Origin of the sequence: Cytobacillus firmus (assembly GCF_023612095.1) — a bacterium.
Taxonomy (GTDB): domain Bacteria; phylum Bacillota; class Bacilli; order Bacillales; family Cytobacillaceae; genus Cytobacillus.
Map to the genome: position 1 here is coordinate 2572977 of NZ_CP086235.1, position 14518 is coordinate 2587494.

General features: G+C 43.4%; 17 protein-coding genes. All 17 read right to left on the bottom strand.

Going from position 1 to position 14518, the window contains the following annotated elements:
- Positions 1–270: 270 nt before the first annotated feature.
- A complete protein-coding gene (locus tag LLY41_RS13050) occupies positions 271–684 on the bottom strand; it encodes a CoA-binding protein (protein WP_095242691.1) in 414 nt (137 codons plus the stop codon).
- Positions 685–756: 72 nt separating this feature from the next.
- Positions 757–1617: a GNAT family N-acetyltransferase gene (locus tag LLY41_RS13055; protein ID WP_304585567.1), complete on the bottom strand. Its 861-nt coding sequence runs from the start codon at positions 1615–1617 to the stop codon at positions 757–759.
- Between the two features lie 70 nt (positions 1618–1687).
- A complete protein-coding gene (locus tag LLY41_RS13060) occupies positions 1688–3025 on the bottom strand; it encodes a 5'-deoxyadenosine deaminase (RefSeq protein ID WP_304585568.1) in 1338 nt (445 codons plus the stop codon).
- Entirely contained in the window at positions 3022–4194 is a 1173-nt protein-coding gene (locus tag LLY41_RS13065; protein ID WP_095242688.1) for a M20 family metallopeptidase, read from the bottom strand. Before LLY41_RS13065 ends, LLY41_RS13060 begins: the two co-directional genes overlap by 4 nt.
- Entirely contained in the window at positions 4191–4817 is a 627-nt protein-coding gene (locus LLY41_RS13070; RefSeq protein WP_304585569.1) for a DUF1989 domain-containing protein, read from the bottom strand. Before LLY41_RS13070 ends, LLY41_RS13065 begins: the two co-directional genes overlap by 4 nt.
- A 21-nt stretch (positions 4818–4838) precedes the next feature.
- Entirely contained in the window at positions 4839–5522 is a 684-nt protein-coding gene (locus tag LLY41_RS13075; RefSeq protein WP_304585570.1) for a cyclase family protein, read from the bottom strand.
- Between the two features lie 59 nt (positions 5523–5581).
- On the bottom strand, positions 5582–7393 hold the full coding sequence (locus LLY41_RS13080; protein WP_304585571.1) for an adenine deaminase: 1812 nt from the start codon (positions 7391–7393) through the stop codon (positions 5582–5584).
- A 3-nt stretch (positions 7394–7396) separates the two neighbouring features.
- A complete protein-coding gene (locus tag LLY41_RS13085; RefSeq protein ID WP_095242684.1) occupies positions 7397–7675 on the bottom strand; it encodes a EutN/CcmL family microcompartment protein in 279 nt (92 codons plus the stop codon).
- 6 nt (positions 7676–7681) lie between these two features.
- A complete protein-coding gene (locus tag LLY41_RS13090; protein ID WP_304585572.1) occupies positions 7682–8395 on the bottom strand; it encodes a hypothetical protein in 714 nt (237 codons plus the stop codon).
- Between the two features lie 26 nt (positions 8396–8421).
- Complete coding sequence (locus tag LLY41_RS13095; RefSeq protein ID WP_009334686.1) at positions 8422–8706, bottom strand: BMC domain-containing protein; 285 nt, start codon at positions 8704–8706, stop codon at positions 8422–8424.
- Positions 8707–8729: 23 nt separating this feature from the next.
- Positions 8730–9143, bottom strand: coding sequence for a BMC domain-containing protein (locus LLY41_RS13100; protein WP_370460083.1), 414 nt, complete (start codon positions 9141–9143; stop codon positions 8730–8732).
- Positions 9144–9324: 181 nt separating this feature from the next.
- A complete protein-coding gene (locus tag LLY41_RS13105; protein WP_304585573.1) occupies positions 9325–10191 on the bottom strand; it encodes a hypothetical protein in 867 nt (288 codons plus the stop codon).
- 32 nt (positions 10192–10223) lie between these two features.
- Positions 10224–10487 (bottom strand): BMC domain-containing protein, encoded by a 264-nt coding sequence (locus tag LLY41_RS13110; RefSeq protein WP_095242681.1) that lies wholly within the window; start codon positions 10485–10487, stop codon positions 10224–10226.
- Positions 10488–10512: 25 nt separating this feature from the next.
- Positions 10513–11850: a UbiD family decarboxylase gene (locus tag LLY41_RS13115; protein ID WP_095242680.1), complete on the bottom strand. Its 1338-nt coding sequence runs from the start codon at positions 11848–11850 to the stop codon at positions 10513–10515.
- Positions 11819–12433, bottom strand: coding sequence for a UbiX family flavin prenyltransferase (locus LLY41_RS13120; RefSeq protein ID WP_370460084.1), 615 nt, complete (start codon positions 12431–12433; stop codon positions 11819–11821). Before LLY41_RS13120 ends, LLY41_RS13115 begins: the two co-directional genes overlap by 32 nt.
- On the bottom strand, positions 12426–13016 hold the full coding sequence (locus LLY41_RS13125; RefSeq protein ID WP_076256384.1) for a cysteine hydrolase family protein: 591 nt from the start codon (positions 13014–13016) through the stop codon (positions 12426–12428). Before LLY41_RS13125 ends, LLY41_RS13120 begins: the two co-directional genes overlap by 8 nt.
- Positions 13017–13044: 28 nt before the next feature.
- The gene (gene allB, locus LLY41_RS13130) at positions 13045–14505 is read right to left on the bottom strand and encodes an allantoinase AllB (protein ID WP_304585574.1); all 1461 of its coding nucleotides are present in this window, start codon (positions 14503–14505) and stop codon (positions 13045–13047) included.
- Positions 14506–14518: the final 13 nt, after the last annotated feature.

Below are 14518 nucleotides of genomic sequence, written 5' to 3' on the forward strand. Positions count from 1 at the left end.
ACGGCAATGGAACACCCCTATAAGAATTCGGCTATACAGCCAATTTTCTTTGTAAAAATCATTGTTCGAACAGGTGTTCTATATTTATATTTTACCATATAAATTAGGATGGTCTATGCTTTATTTTATCTATTTATTTGGTTTTGGCAAATAAGTTCTTGAGATTTAAAAGATTTATCCTGATTATTTCCGTTACACAAACCCTTTATTTACAGGCTTTCTGAAAAAAATTAAAAAACATGAGATCTTATAGAGACCTCATGTTTTAGTTTACTTTGTCAGAGCATGTTCAACTTTAATGCAGCGGTCCATTATGACAGTGTACCCTTTTTCTTTCAGAAAATCATATGCTTCCTGGTTTGCCACTCCGAGCTGAGCCCAGAAGATGTCAGCATCTATTTCAGCAAATTCCCGCGCGATTTCCGGAAGAAACTCAGATCGCCTGAATACATTAACAATATCTACATGACCCTCGATGTCTTTAAGACTCGGCACTGCCTTTACACCAAGTACTTCATCAACAGACGGATTAACCGGTATGATTTCAAATCCAGCTTTTTGCATCGCTTCTGATACCATATAGGATGTACGATCAGGATTTCCGCTTAATCCTACAACAGCTATCCGTTTTGCCTTTTTTAAAAGGATACCGATTTCGTCCCTGCTTGGGTTTTCAATAGCCATTATGTTCCCTCCAATTTTATCTGGTTAAATATATTTTACCTAAAAACACAAAAGCACACTAACTTATTGCTCTTATTCCCGAATATCAAGCTTATAAAAATTCAATGATCTCTCAACTTTAAACCCTGCTTTTTTATAAATAGACAGCGCTTTCTCATTTGTTGTCCCTACACAAAGCTTAATGCTTTTGGCTCCGCTATTTACAAAAAGATCATGGACCGCCATTTCCAGTAAACTCTTTCCAATCCCCTTCTTGCGCTTACAGGGATCCACACCAATGAATTCAATGCTTCCTTCTTTTTCTTCACGATTGTATTCTGCATATAAATAGCCATTTAATCCATCCGCATCATCAGATGTATAGACTTTGTGATCAGCATTGATTTTTTCGATAATCTCTTTTCCTGAATAATATGTATGAGGAAACACAGTATCATGCAAATGAATAAATTCTCCATGGCGGTGAAAGGGCAATAAACTGACCTTTCTTAAACCATTGCATGAATGTTCTTTCAGTTCCATGTAGGTTTGAGCCGATTGCAGCCTGAATCCGTTTTTGGAGGCAAATCCGGCTGCAGTATAGTTGTATGTGTCAGCAAATAAATAGTATGTATGCAGATTTCCTTCAAAATAATGGAGTGCTTTTTCCCATAATAATCTCATAAATTCATTTTTCTGTACAAAAGGTCCCCATAACTCCGCTGTCCCTTTATTAAGATCGGAATCTATACCCAGATAACCAGCAAGTGCATTACCCTCCCGGACAATAAACGCAGCTGATTCGGGATCATGATTCATTTCTTCCAGACTTTGAAATATATCGTTTTGGCTTGTCCCCAAATACCCTACATGACACTCTGGCAAGGCGTTCATTTCGGCAATAAACTCAGCTGCCTGCATTAGATTTGAATGTTCTAAAATTTCAGCTTTCAAAACATCACATCCTTTAACTATATTTTACCATAAAAAAACGGCTGATTTCGCTGTCAGCCGAATTAGAAGATTAATAAACTGCTGTCTCTAATCTTTTGAGGAGCCTCTTTATGCTGGTGTTCGCTTCTTTTAAAACTATTTCTTTATCAACTGTATTCAGCTTCCGTTTTTCCATCACCATTTTCCCGTTAACAATGGTGGATTCTACGTCTGCACGAGTGGCTGAATAGACAATCCTCGAGATGGTATCGATATCAAAAGACGGATAGACATGAAAATCATTCAGATTAAGGATAGCAAGATCTGCTTTCTTTCCGGGCTCCAGACTTCCGATTTCCTGTTCCATTCCAACTGCTTTAGCACCGCCGATCGTCGCCATTCTGAAGACGGTTCTCGCGTTCATTGCTGTTGGGCCGTGCACAGGCTTCTGAATGATGGCAGCCAATCTCATTTCATTGAACATATCCAGATTGTTATTGCACGGAGCCCCATCAGCACCAAGGCTGACAAATGCCTGCTGATCCAATAAGGAAGGAATCTCTGCCACACCAGATGCCAGCTTCAGATTGGATCCCGGACAATGGCTGACCTTTACGCCCCGCTCTTTGATGATTCTTTTTTCTTCTTCATTAAGCCAAACACAATGGGCCAGTATCAGCCTATCATTGGCAAGCCCTATGCTGTCCAGATAGACGACATTCCGCATGCCCAGTTCTCTTTCAACAAGGAGAATTTCATTGGCGTTTTCCGATGCATGAGTATGGACCCTCACGTTATATTGTGCAGAGAGATCCCTGACATTTGTAAGCAATTCCTCTGTGCAGGAAACGACAAATCGGGGACAGAATGCATATTGTATACGACCGTTATCACGATTGTGCCATCTTTCAAGGAGATCCACGCTTTGCTGGATGGATTTGGAGGTATTTTCTCTTAACGGAACAGGGACCTCATCCCCTTTATCCATCATGACCTTTCCGGCAAGTGCTCGTATGCCGCTTTCAGCAATGGCTTGAAAGGCATATTCGGTATGATTCACGGTTTCCATGTCCACTACAGTTGTAGTTCCGCTCTGGAGCAATTCGCCAATTCCGAGCATGGCAGAATAATAGATGGACTCTTCATCATGTGATGCCTCCAGCGGCCAGATCTTTTGCTTCAGCCAATCAAGAAGCTCCAAATCATCAGCCTGCCCGCGGAATAATGTCTGGCACAAATGGATATGTGTCTGAATAAATCCAGGAATGACTGTCTTTCCGCTGGCATCGATTACTTTATCCGCTTGATGTGTTAAGTTCTGTCCAATTTGGGCAATGCGGTCATCTACAATATATAAATCTCCGAAAATGATTTCTTCAGCTGCATTCATTGTTATAATTTCAGCGTTTTTTATAAGAATACTGCTCAATTTCTTCCTCCCCCTTGCATTGGAGTGACTTCTGAAGGCACAAGCTTTCCATATGACATAATAAGCTGTCTGTAAAACTGAATGGAGCGCTGATATGCCGCCAGACTAACCCACTCATTTGGCTGATGCGCCAGCTTTTCATCACCCGGGCCATAAATCAAGGTAGGAATTTCACTCCTTGGATTAAGTACGGCACCATCTGTATAGTAGGACACCCCGTAATGGTCCGCTTCCGATTCGCCCTTTACCATCTGCGCAATTTGAATAATGTCCCGGGCTGGATCAGTTAAAATAGATGGACGATCAAGAAGGGTTTCAACACTGTATTTAAAAATTTCACCCTGATCCAATAGAACATCCAGTTTGGATTTTAGCTTGTTTATAAAATGGGAATGGGATTGAGGGGGAACTGTTCGAATATCTGCTCTGATGCTGCATTTATCTGGAATGACATTGGTCTGCACTCCGCCTTCAATCATGGTAACAGCCAGGCTGCTTTCTCCGAGGGGCTTCTTTTCTGTCTTCCATTCAATTTTCATTTCATCCAATACCCGGATTATTTTCAGCATATGATCTACTGCATTGATTCCCTGTTCCGGCATCGAACCGTGAGAGGTTTTTCCATAGGCCGTAATCTCAAGCCAAAGAGCTCCCTTATGGCCAATCACAATTTTTTCATTTGTCGGTTCGGCAATGACAAGTGCATCTATTTTTCGGCCATCATTTTCTTTTAAAAATGCCCTGGCACCACAGCTGTCGACTTCTTCCCCGGCAGTTGCCAAAAAGGTAACGCCAGCAGTCGGAACAGTATTGGTGAGATACAGCTCCTCCAAAGCCAGGAACATTGCTGCAAGCCCGCTTTTCATATCAGAAGCGCCTCTGCCATATATCCGTCCATTTGCGATTTCCCCTGAAAAAGGGGAGTGTACCCATTCTCCTGTCCCAGGTGAAACCGTGTCCATATGGCCGCATAAGAATAGCTGTTTACCGCTTTTTCCGGGAAGCGTAACTTCAAAATTGCTTCGGGTCTCATCAAGCATGGTCACCTGAAAAGGCAGACCTTTTTCTTTGCATCTATTAATAAAAGCTTCGGTCACTAAATGTTCGTTTCCGGGCGGATTGGAGCTGTCAATTTGGAGCAGATGCTGAAGAAACTGAATATCATTCATGAATCCGCCTCCATAATTTGCATTTTAATAGGAGTCACTTTATATCCATTTACAGGAGCCATGTCCTGGGAACACGTTGTACAGGCAATGACAACATCACACAGTGCTTTCAGCCTTATGTAATCACCAGGCTTGGAAAGGGGTTCTGCAATGACATAATCCCCCGCATCATCAAGGACATTATTCATAAAGATATTAATAGGATCCGGAATAACTGAAGGATGAATATTATACTTTTTCAGTGCATCCGCAATATTATCGTGGCAATTAGGGTGGTCCTCCTTGTCGAAATCAACTTTGTAGCGGTAATAATCACATGCCGGAAAGAAGAAATCATGTTTTCCAACAGTATCTTCCAGCACTTGCATTAATGGACGGCGGCGGTTGCTGTATAGCCAGTCTCCCGTTTTAAGCCGTATGCTGCTTAGTGAAGCCCGCATATGGACAGGTGAAACATGTTCTCCGGGATCTTCATAGTTAAAGCAGACAAAGTCCCCAACCTGTTTTCCTTCCATATCTATAATAATCAGCTCTTCTCCTTTGTGAATCAGGGCGCTTCTTCCTTCATACGGCGGAATAATAATTTCGTCCCGGATCTTGCCTTTGTTAAAAACCTCTTTCATTTAGAACACCAGCCTTTGTTGTTATTCAATGAAAACTGCAACCGCACGAATCGGAGATCCCGTTCCTTTCCGAATTCTGAGAGGGAGTCCGAAATATAGAAATCGCATGCCTGCGACCTGGTCGAGATTGCAGAGATTTTCCGTATTGGTTATTCCGTATTCACGGCAAATGAGATGTCCGGAGTACTTTGGATCATCCGGATGGTCAATAGCCGGGGCATCAATACCTATATTAACTGCACCTTTATCAGCCAGCCATTTTGCAGCCTGATAATCCAGGCCAGTATACGTTGTGAGCCATTTATCAGTACCATAAGACCGATTGTAGTGGCCGGTATAGAGGAGGACGATATCACCTTTTTCAATAAACTGCTGTGAGTTCCTCAGTGCATCCTCGAGATCACGGTCTGTAATATATTGATGGGGCTGGATGTGGGATACATCAAGGCAAACTGCCGACCCATAAAAATACTCTAGCGGCATTTCATCGATGTATTGGCCGTTTGGATCATATTCATAAGTTGCATCACTATGAGTTGGACCATGTTCATTGATTAATAGATTATTAGTTGCAAACATGAAACCAATTTGCTTTTCACTTTCTTCGTGGGAGATATTCGGGAAGATCATTGTTTTCTGATGAAGGGGAAAAACAGGCATCCCCTGATATATTTCCTGCGTTAAATCGACAAGCTTTACTCCCATGGTATTCCTCCTTAACCTGCTGTTTATATCAAAAGCGGCAGAGACCGCCGCTTAGATGATCAATTAATAATGGTCGGGATAACCTCAAACTTATCTACATCAATAAGCCCCATATCTGTAATTTTCCATTTCGGGCTTGTTACCAATGACCAGAATGATAAATGCATAAAGGGAACTTCCATACCGCAGCCAAGAACTTCTTTAGCAAGATGCGATAATTCGTCGACCTTCTCACTCATTTCTTTTCCAGTTAATTCATCTGTCATTAAACCGCCAATCCGGAGAGGAAGATCACCTACTACTTTGCTATCCTTTATCATGGCTATTCCGCCATCCATGGCAATGACACGGTTAACCGCCATGGCCATATCTACGTAGTTAGTTCCTGTTACAATAATATTATGTGTATCATGAGCAACGCTTTCTGCTATAGCTCCGCTTTTCAGATCAAAGCCATGAAGAAACGTCTTGCCGATTTTTCCTGTTCTGCCGTGGCGTTCAACTACCAGCAGCGGCAGCACATCCTGCTTTAAGCACGGCTGCACAATGCCGTCTTTGACATTCAGCATATATTCGCTGCCGCCAGTTAAGTTCTGGAAAGGTATCGCTTCAATTGCCCTTACTTTTGCACGGCTTCCTGGAGCTTCAATGGCGAGTTCCTTCACTGTTACAGGCTTCCGCTTCACTGACTTTTTCACACTTTCCGGATATATGTAAGGAGCAATATCTATAGTTAATTCGCCTTTTTCAGCTGCTTTTTTCCCTGCCAGGTATACCTGATCAATTGTCATATTGTTCAGATCGCTGATCACGACGACATCTGCTCTTTTGCCTGGTGCAATTACCCCCACATCCTTAAAGCCAAAGTGGGTGGCAGGATTAATGGTCGCCATTTGGATGGCTTCCACTGGATCAATCCCAACTGCAATGGTTCGGCGGACGATATCATTCATATGTCCGTAATTTAACAGATCAGCAGGCACCATATCGTCCGATACAAGGATTGCACGGCGGGAATCCAGCCCATCCTCTGTAATGGCCCTGATGCAATCTGCCATATTTCGCTGGGAAGAGCCTTCACGCATGAACACACTTACGCCATTGCGAAGCTTTTCGACCGTTTCTTCTTTCGTCGTAGTTTCGTGGCATGACACATGGTTGCCTCCGCTGATTATATGTGCGGCAAGCTCTTTGCCAAACAATCCCGGCGCGTTCCCTTCGACCGTTTTCCCAATGCTGTTTGCATATGAAACTGCGGCAACAAGGTCGTCTATTAATTCCGGGGCATGCTCATATACCGGACCGATATTGCTGAAACTTTGGATTTCCCCAATGCCCTGTACATATGGGTCTGCCAGGAGCTCTTTCATATCCTTTGATGTCACATCAAAACCGGATGTTTCAAGACCTGGAGCATCAGGAACAGCACAAGGCACCGTGAATAATACCCGGTTTGGAAGTGTCTTAGCTTCTTCAATCATTGCCTGCATCCCGTGAACACCCAGGACGTTCCCTATTTCATGCGGATCTCCTATCAGCGTGGTGGTTCCTGTCGGAATGGATAGCTTAGAGAATTCCGTACAAGTCAGCATCGCACTCTCAAAATGCATATGAGAATCAATGAACCCTGGACAAACGAATTTACCCTGAATGTTTTCCACTGCCGTTTTGGGTCCAATTAAGTCTTTTGCGTCTCCTGCCATTAAAATGTATTCGCCTTTCATCGCAACGTCTGCTACATAGATCTCACGGGTGATCACATTAATGAAGTATCCCCCTTTCAGAACTACATCAGCATACTGGCTGGAATCAAGCAACACATCAATAAGCTTGCGGTACTGCACTGCCTTTTTGATATTTTTTGCATCCATTTATTAACCCCCTGTTTCCATTCCTTCTACACTGTCAATAATTCCGATTATGGCAGCATCGATAGGTGCATCTTTATTCTGAACCGCTCTTGATGCCATGCTACCAGTCACATAGATGACTTTCTCGCCAATGCCGGCACCAACAGTATCAACGGTTATAATGGGGTTTGGTAACATTGAGCCGTCCAATCCTACAGGCTGGGTAATTAATAATTTTGTACCCACCAGATTATCATCTTTTCTAGTGGCAGTTACACGGCCAACCACGATTCCCATTTGCATAAAGACCTACCCCTTAATGTAAATAATTTCGATCTTAAGTTCCTTTGCTGTATCTTTTGCCAGGGGGGTTATGATAGCCCCTTTTGGAACAGTCAGCTGATCATGATTGTTCAAATAGGCAAACCGGACTGTCTCCTCGGATATAACCGTTTTCTTAATTTGATGAACAGCAAATTCTGCCCTATCATTTAAATCTATTAATCTGATGCCAAGCAGCTTCAGCTCTGCCATCTGCTGATTGAGCTTTCTTTTTAATAGGTCCGGACCTTTATCCAATCCTTTCAGTTTCCAATACTGGCTGAAAGGATCACCTCCAGCCTTCAAAGCCGTGACCCGTTTCCCTTTTAATAAACCCATTAGGATGATCTGCACCAATGGCCTTTGTTCGTTAAGATTCAATAGATCTGCTATTAAAGAAAAAGATAGAATTGGCAAAAGAATTTCATCAAAATGATCAAGAAGCTGATCATTGATCATGGAAGCAGAGATCCAATCGTCATTCCCGGTCAGAGAAACTAACTCCTCAAGCGGAAATTGGGTCAGCATTTCTTCTTCTGCAGCCATTCTAAGTGTAATATCTTCCTCTGTTAGCTTTTTTAAGTAAGAAAATCCCGGATCCATTCCTATCAAATGAGAGGTTAATAGAGCCAGGACATGAGGTTTTCTGTCTCTGCAGTTTTCATTTCGCATATAAAGCGCCTGCAGAGTGTTTTTCGCCATAACACTCTGCTTTTTGCTCCTCATGTTTATTCACCGATATTTTTTGATAAAAGAGCTCTTTCAACTTCGCTGTGCGGTCTCGGAATGACATGTACCGAGATCAGTTCTCCTACTCTGCTGGCAGCTTCGGCTCCAGCATCGGTCGCAGCTTTAACCGCTCCCACATCTCCTCTGACCATAACTGTTACAAGACCGAATCCCACCTTTTCATATCCGCAGATCTCCACATTTGCTGCTTTAACCATTGCATCCGCTGCCTCTACTGCGCCGACAAGGCCTTTCGTCTCGATTAATCCCAATGCTTCACCCATTGTGTGTTTCCTCCTTAAGATTATTAAACTGATGGTTTATCATTATCATTATCGTCAGGTTCATTTTGTTTTTTTGCTTGCTTTTTTTCATGTGTCTTTTCAACGGATTTAACCTCTTTTTCAGCACCTGCTTCCGAATGCATGTCTTTCAGTTTGAAATTCGGAAGCAGCTTCCCTGCCACTTCACTGTGTGCACGCGGGATGACATGAGCAGAAATTACTTTTCCTATTCTCTCTGCTGAACTCACACCGGCATCGACTGCAGACTTTACAGCCGCCACATCACCGTTGAAATGGATTGTGACGCCAAGGTAGCCATCCACTCCTATTACTTTTTCAATTCCTACAATTTCTACATCTGCTGCTTTTACGGCTGCATCTGCTGCAGAAACTGCTGTTGAATAACCAACGGTTTCAATCAAACCCAATGCTTGCAACTGAAGAATCCTCCTCCTATGAAATTATCAGACCGGCTAAATTTTCAGGAATTAATGAGCTGATCTGCAACTGTGCTGCTGACCAAGCCTTATTTAATCCTGTCGAACTCCTTACAAAGCAGATCCGTGATCCGGGATACCTCATCAAACTGTCCGTGAAGAAGCAAATAGTTTTTCTCTATCAAAAATTTGATTTGTTCTTCCGTATTTTTTTCATGTGCCGGTCAAGGAGCAAAATGCTGGAATAATAGTCGATTCCTTCAATGACAGCGACACCGCCAATTGACGAGTTTAGTCCCAATTGTTTTGTAAGCCATGGACTGGGGGACTTTTCTTTATGCGCTGTAATCGTTTTAAATTTTTTTTGGGAAAGTTTTTTAAAGAAGCTCTTTAAAGCGTTTAACAGTAATCCATCATCCTCTTCATAAAGCTCCAGCGAAAAGGATTGCCCGCTGTTTTTGTCCCAAGACAGGCAATATCTTAAAGAAGGAAACTCTCTTAAAAGGTCATTCAGTAAAAAAAGCTGTCCGGGCGTACATTTCTCTGAAGTAACTACCCCGATTGAGGCTGTTTTTAATTCCCGCTGAAAGGAGCCTTCCAATGTGGGATGAAGATCTGAGAACAGCCAGACTTTAACACCCTCCGGAGTTTGTCCGATAAGTTGGCTTTCTCTAACATTTCGGCCGGGTTTTGTTTCAGCGGATTCAGCGCTGCCAGAAGCCCTCTGTTTCCCTTGAACCAGGGACAGGGTCTGAAGCTGTGCAATTTTTTCTTTAGCAGAAGGCGTAGGTGAAGAAAGTGAAACTGTCTGCCTCCTAAAGTTTGGTTGTGGATTAGCAGCCTGGGGCGGGTCTGCATGCTTAACAGCTATTCTTTTATTCATTTTTTCTTTCTGATAATTTGGCCGGCTGATGCCCGGTATACCCGACTCCAATCCCGGCTTGCGGCGGGGCGGGGAAAAATTGGCAGCTCCCTTAATAGGATTCATTTTTTGCTTGCTGTAGGGCTTCATCACTTCTTCTACAACACTTTTAATAAAGTCAGACACACATTATGCACCTCCACTTATGGAACATCTTCTTATAGAATTTTGCGAAGTTCTGAATGAGGGCGGGGTATCACATTAGCCGAAACCAGTTCTCCTCCAGCCACAGTATGAGCAGTCTTCCCAACCTCAACAGCAGCTGTGACCGCCGCCACATCCCCTTCAATAATGACGGTGATAAGTCCGGATCCGACTCTCTTTAAATCAACTAAGCTGACATTTGCTGCTTTTGCCATTGAGTCCAGCGCTGCAATAGCTGCTGTCAAGCCTCTTGTTTCTATTAAGCCAATTGCCTTCATTTTTGACCTCCTCTACTGCAAAAGCTTAAAGATAGTCTTCAAGATTCACTTCAATGGGGATTGAAGTTCTTTTAAATAACTCTTCTTTTCCAAGCGGATAGGTTGCATCGATGCCCATCTTATCACTGACTCCTTTTAAATGATGGGAAGACTCGAGCGGTGATCCCTTCGCACCCTGTACGATGAAAATATCATCCCCCGCCTGCACTCTTGTCGCTATAGCCCACTCAACATCATCCGAATCAAAGATATCGACGTCATCATTCACAACAACCACATGCTTTAAATCCTTATCACTTGCAAAAGCTGCAAGTGCCGCCTGTTTTCCGTCACCATCATGTTTCTTTTCAATTTGTATGACTGCATGATAGCGGGCGACACCGCCCATCGGAATATGTACAGCTTTGATATTTGGAACAACCTGCCTGACGGTGCTAAAAAGGGTGGCTTCCCTGACAAGCGCCATTGGCAGCCTTTCTTCATAGCTTGATGGAAAAATAGTCTGTGAGATAGCGTTATTCCGGTAAGTAACGGCTGAAAATTCTACTATCGGCTGTGGCGTTCTGGTGCCATAATAACCGGCCAGTTCGCCAAACGGCCCTTCCAGTTCTCTTTCAAATGGCAGCATTTTGCCTTCCAGAACGATTTCCGCTTCAGCCAGTACTTCCAAATCCACTGTTTTGCACTGAACAACATCAAGAGACTGGCCAAGCAATGCACCTGCTACATCCAATTTGTCGGTATGGTACAAATGCGTACTGATCTGTGAACTTAGGACAACAGCTGGAACAACACCAAACATAACAGCCACTTCCATCGGTTCGCCGATGCTTTCATAATGGGCATATTGCTCCATCAGTTCCGGAGAGGTTATAAGAATATTTGTTCGATTACCGCCAAGGTATTGCATCCTGCGAATCGACGTATACCTCTTTTTGCCGGACAAGTCTTTAACTACCAGAATTCCTGCTACATAATAAGCACCTGAGTCATCTGCATGATAGGTTGGGATAGGAAACAAATCTGCCAGATCGAATTCTCCGGTCACAAGATTCTCCTGAACAGGACCAGTTTGCCTTAAAGTTGTTGGAATAGGATTAACAATGGATTCGATGATTTTAGGAATAAGTTCAGATGAGGTGATTCCCATGCTGTCTGCCGTCAGATCTCTGTCCCCTCCCAAACCGGCAGCCATGGAAGATTGATAGCCTTTGATTCTATCAAATAAAAAAGGCTGTGTTCCATTTTTCGTATTAATCACTGCTCCCAGTTCATAGAGAGGGTCCACTTCTTTTTTCACCCGATGAAGAAGCCCCCTGCTTTCCCATCTATCAAGCAAACCCCTCATTGTTACAGGGTTCATGCCTTTTCCCCCATCTCTCCAAGAGCTCATGGTCAATATCCAGCATGTCCAATATCCTCGCCACCATAAAGTTGGCCAACTCCCAAATTTCGGTCGGCTTATGGTAAAAGCCTGGTGATGCAGGCATAATGCATGCACCGCTCTCAGCAAGAAGAGTCATATTGCGCAGATGAATCAAATTAAAAGGAGCTTCTCTCGGAACAATAATAAATTTTCTATTCTCTTTTAAAACCACACTGGCAGCCCTGCTTAGAAGTGTATCGCCGACCCCGTTCGCAATCGCACCCAATGTATTCATCGAACATGGCACAATCACCATTCCATCTGTTTTAAAGGAACCGCTGGCAACTGCAGCGAAAAGATTCCGGTTGCTGTGGATAGCGGCATACTCCTTCAGCTCGTCCATCTTGACCCCGCATTCAAATTGCATGACTTTTTCTCCCATCTCCGTAGCAATTAAATGCGTTTCGATCTCTAATTGATGAAGAGCGCGGATCAGTGTATATGCATACAATGATCCGCTTGCCCCGGTTATGCCCACTAAAATACGTTTTTTCCTTGGAACTGATGAAGAGTTAGACAACTGATTCGTCTTGGGAGAATTTCTTTTTAGCCAGTTCTTTGTATTCTTCTGTAGATAATATATCTCCGAAAATGTCAATGTCTCTTAGGCCTGATACGTGCATATCATCATCCTGTGAAGCAGTGGCATCTGATACGCAAATCACATTATAGCCATGATACAAGGCATCAGAGGCGGTACTGCGTACACATACATTGGTCCAGACTCCAGTAAGGACGACCGTATCAATTTCTTCTTCTCTGAGGAAGAGATCAAAATCGGTATAGCTGAATGCACTATGCCGCCTCTTTTGGACCACATAATCTCCTTTGCTCTCATCCGGCTGAAGTTCTGGAATGAATTCCGAACCCCAGGTTCCCTTTATGGCATGGACAGGTCTTACACGGAAATCACGGTCATTCTTTCTGTGAGCCTCCTGAACATGAACAACCTGTATATTGTGATCATGAGCAAATTCAATAAGTTCTTGAATTTTAGGAACAATTTTTTCTCCATTTTCACACCTTAATGCTGCTTTTTCGCCGATAAAGTCGTTTAACATATCAATAATGACTACACAGTGTTTTTTTCCCCTAAGTTCCACTCCGTTCTGCCTCCCTCGATATAAATAGTTATTGCTGTGCTACAGGATCTTTAGTTTTCACATTTACCGCTTCATATTTTTCATACTTAAATGTTCTCTCAAGCCTCTGGATGCTTTGGCGCGGAACATACTCACCATATCCCGCTTCTCCGACAATCCCTTTGTCTTCTTCAAAGACCACGTTTCCGCGGATAATGGTCTGGACTGGCTTACCTTTTAGTTTCATGCCATGGAGCGGGTTGTATTTAGCCATTGATTCTGTTTTCTGCTCATCAATTACATATTCTTTTTCAAGATCGATAACCGTGAAATCTGCATCACTGCCAATTTCCATTGAGCCTTTCTTAGGGTAAATGCCATAATGGATGGCGGCATTTCGGCTCGTTACTTCTACAAATCTGGATAGTGATAAGCGGCCTTTATTTAAGCCCTCACTGACAAGGATCGGCACCATCGTTTCTACCCCAGGGATGCCAGGGAAGGTGTTCCAGATCGTTGCACCTGGATAATCCTTTTCGGTGGCAATTTCATATGGGGCATGGTCAGTTCCGACAAAGTCGATTGTTCCATCAGCCAGTGCCTGCCAGTGGGATTCGTTATCCTCTTTTCCACGCAGCGGAGGAGCAATCTTTGCATAGGAGCCCCGCTCTGACATGGAATCCTTAGCATTAAGGACAAGATAGTGAGGGCAGGTTTCAGCTGTAACCTTGACACCACGCTTCTTAGCAGCCTTAACCAGCTCGACGCCTTCCTTTGTGCTCATATGTACTACATGTACACGTGCGTCTGTAGCTTCCGCGAAGCTGAGAATCAGTTCAATGGCCACTTTCTCAGCGAGGCTTGAACGCGCTTCAGCCCATGCCGGTCCGTCAAGGCGGCCTTCTTTTTCAAGTTTCTTCGAATTGAATGTGCAGATATCATAGTTTTCAGCATGAACACCAATCGGAAGACCGGTTTTTGCCACGTTTTTGAATATCTCCAGCATTTCTGCGTCAGATACTTTAGGGAAGGTAGGCACAGAAGGAGTCATATAAACTTTAAATGCAACAACTCCCTGGTCTATCTGAGGGTAAATATTATCAATCCAGCCTTCACGCGCATCTTCACCAGTCATGCCGCCCCAGAAGCAGTAATCAATATAAGCCTGATCTCTGATTGGTCCGATTTTTTTATTGAAGCTATCCCCATCGCGAACAGACGGCTTGCTGCAGCAAGGCATATCGATAATGGTCGTTAAGCCTCCGGCTGCTGCAGAACGGCTGCCGGTAGCAAATGTTTCTCTGTGAGTAAACCCGGGATCCATAAAATGAGTATGTGGATCAATACAGCCTGGAACGACTAATTTCCCTTGAATATCAATGACCTTAGATGCATTCAGAAACGAAATGTCATTTGTGTAGCCGACAATCTTTCCCTCGTTTACTAGTATATTCGTTAAAACCTGACGATCTCCCTGCGGAATATTTGCATTTTTCAGAATTAAATCCATTTCTTCTGCCCCT

Excerpts from the sequence above, each read along its gene's own strand:
- LLY41_RS13050 (WP_095242691.1), bottom strand. The coding sequence starts at position 684 with ATGGCTATTGAAAACCCAAGCAGGGACGAAATCGGTATCCTTTTAAAA.
- LLY41_RS13065 (WP_095242688.1), bottom strand. The coding sequence starts at position 4,194 with ATGAATGATATTCAGTTTCTTCAGCATCTGCTCCAAATTGACAGCTCC.
- LLY41_RS13070 (WP_304585569.1), bottom strand. The coding sequence starts at position 4,817 with ATGAAAGAGGTTTTTAACAAAGGCAAGATCCGGGACGAAATTATTATT.
- LLY41_RS13075 (WP_304585570.1), bottom strand. The coding sequence starts at position 5,522 with ATGGGAGTAAAGCTTGTCGATTTAACGCAGGAAATATATCAGGGGATG.
- LLY41_RS13080 (WP_304585571.1), bottom strand. The coding sequence starts at position 7,393 with ATGGATGCAAAAAATATCAAAAAGGCAGTGCAGTACCGCAAGCTTATT.
- LLY41_RS13085 (WP_095242684.1), bottom strand. The coding sequence starts at position 7,675 with ATGCAAATGGGAATCGTGGTTGGCCGTGTAACTGCCACTAGAAAAGAT.
- LLY41_RS13090 (WP_304585572.1), bottom strand. The coding sequence starts at position 8,395 with ATGGCGAAAAACACTCTGCAGGCGCTTTATATGCGAAATGAAAACTGC.
- LLY41_RS13095 (WP_009334686.1), bottom strand. The coding sequence starts at position 8,706 with ATGGGTGAAGCATTGGGATTAATCGAGACGAAAGGCCTTGTCGGCGCA.
- LLY41_RS13110 (WP_095242681.1), bottom strand. The coding sequence starts at position 10,487 with ATGAAGGCAATTGGCTTAATAGAAACAAGAGGCTTGACAGCAGCTATT.
- LLY41_RS13115 (WP_095242680.1), bottom strand. The coding sequence starts at position 11,850 with ATGAACCCTGTAACAATGAGGGGTTTGCTTGATAGATGGGAAAGCAGG.
- allB (WP_304585574.1), bottom strand. The coding sequence starts at position 14,505 with ATGGATTTAATTCTGAAAAATGCAAATATTCCGCAGGGAGATCGTCAG.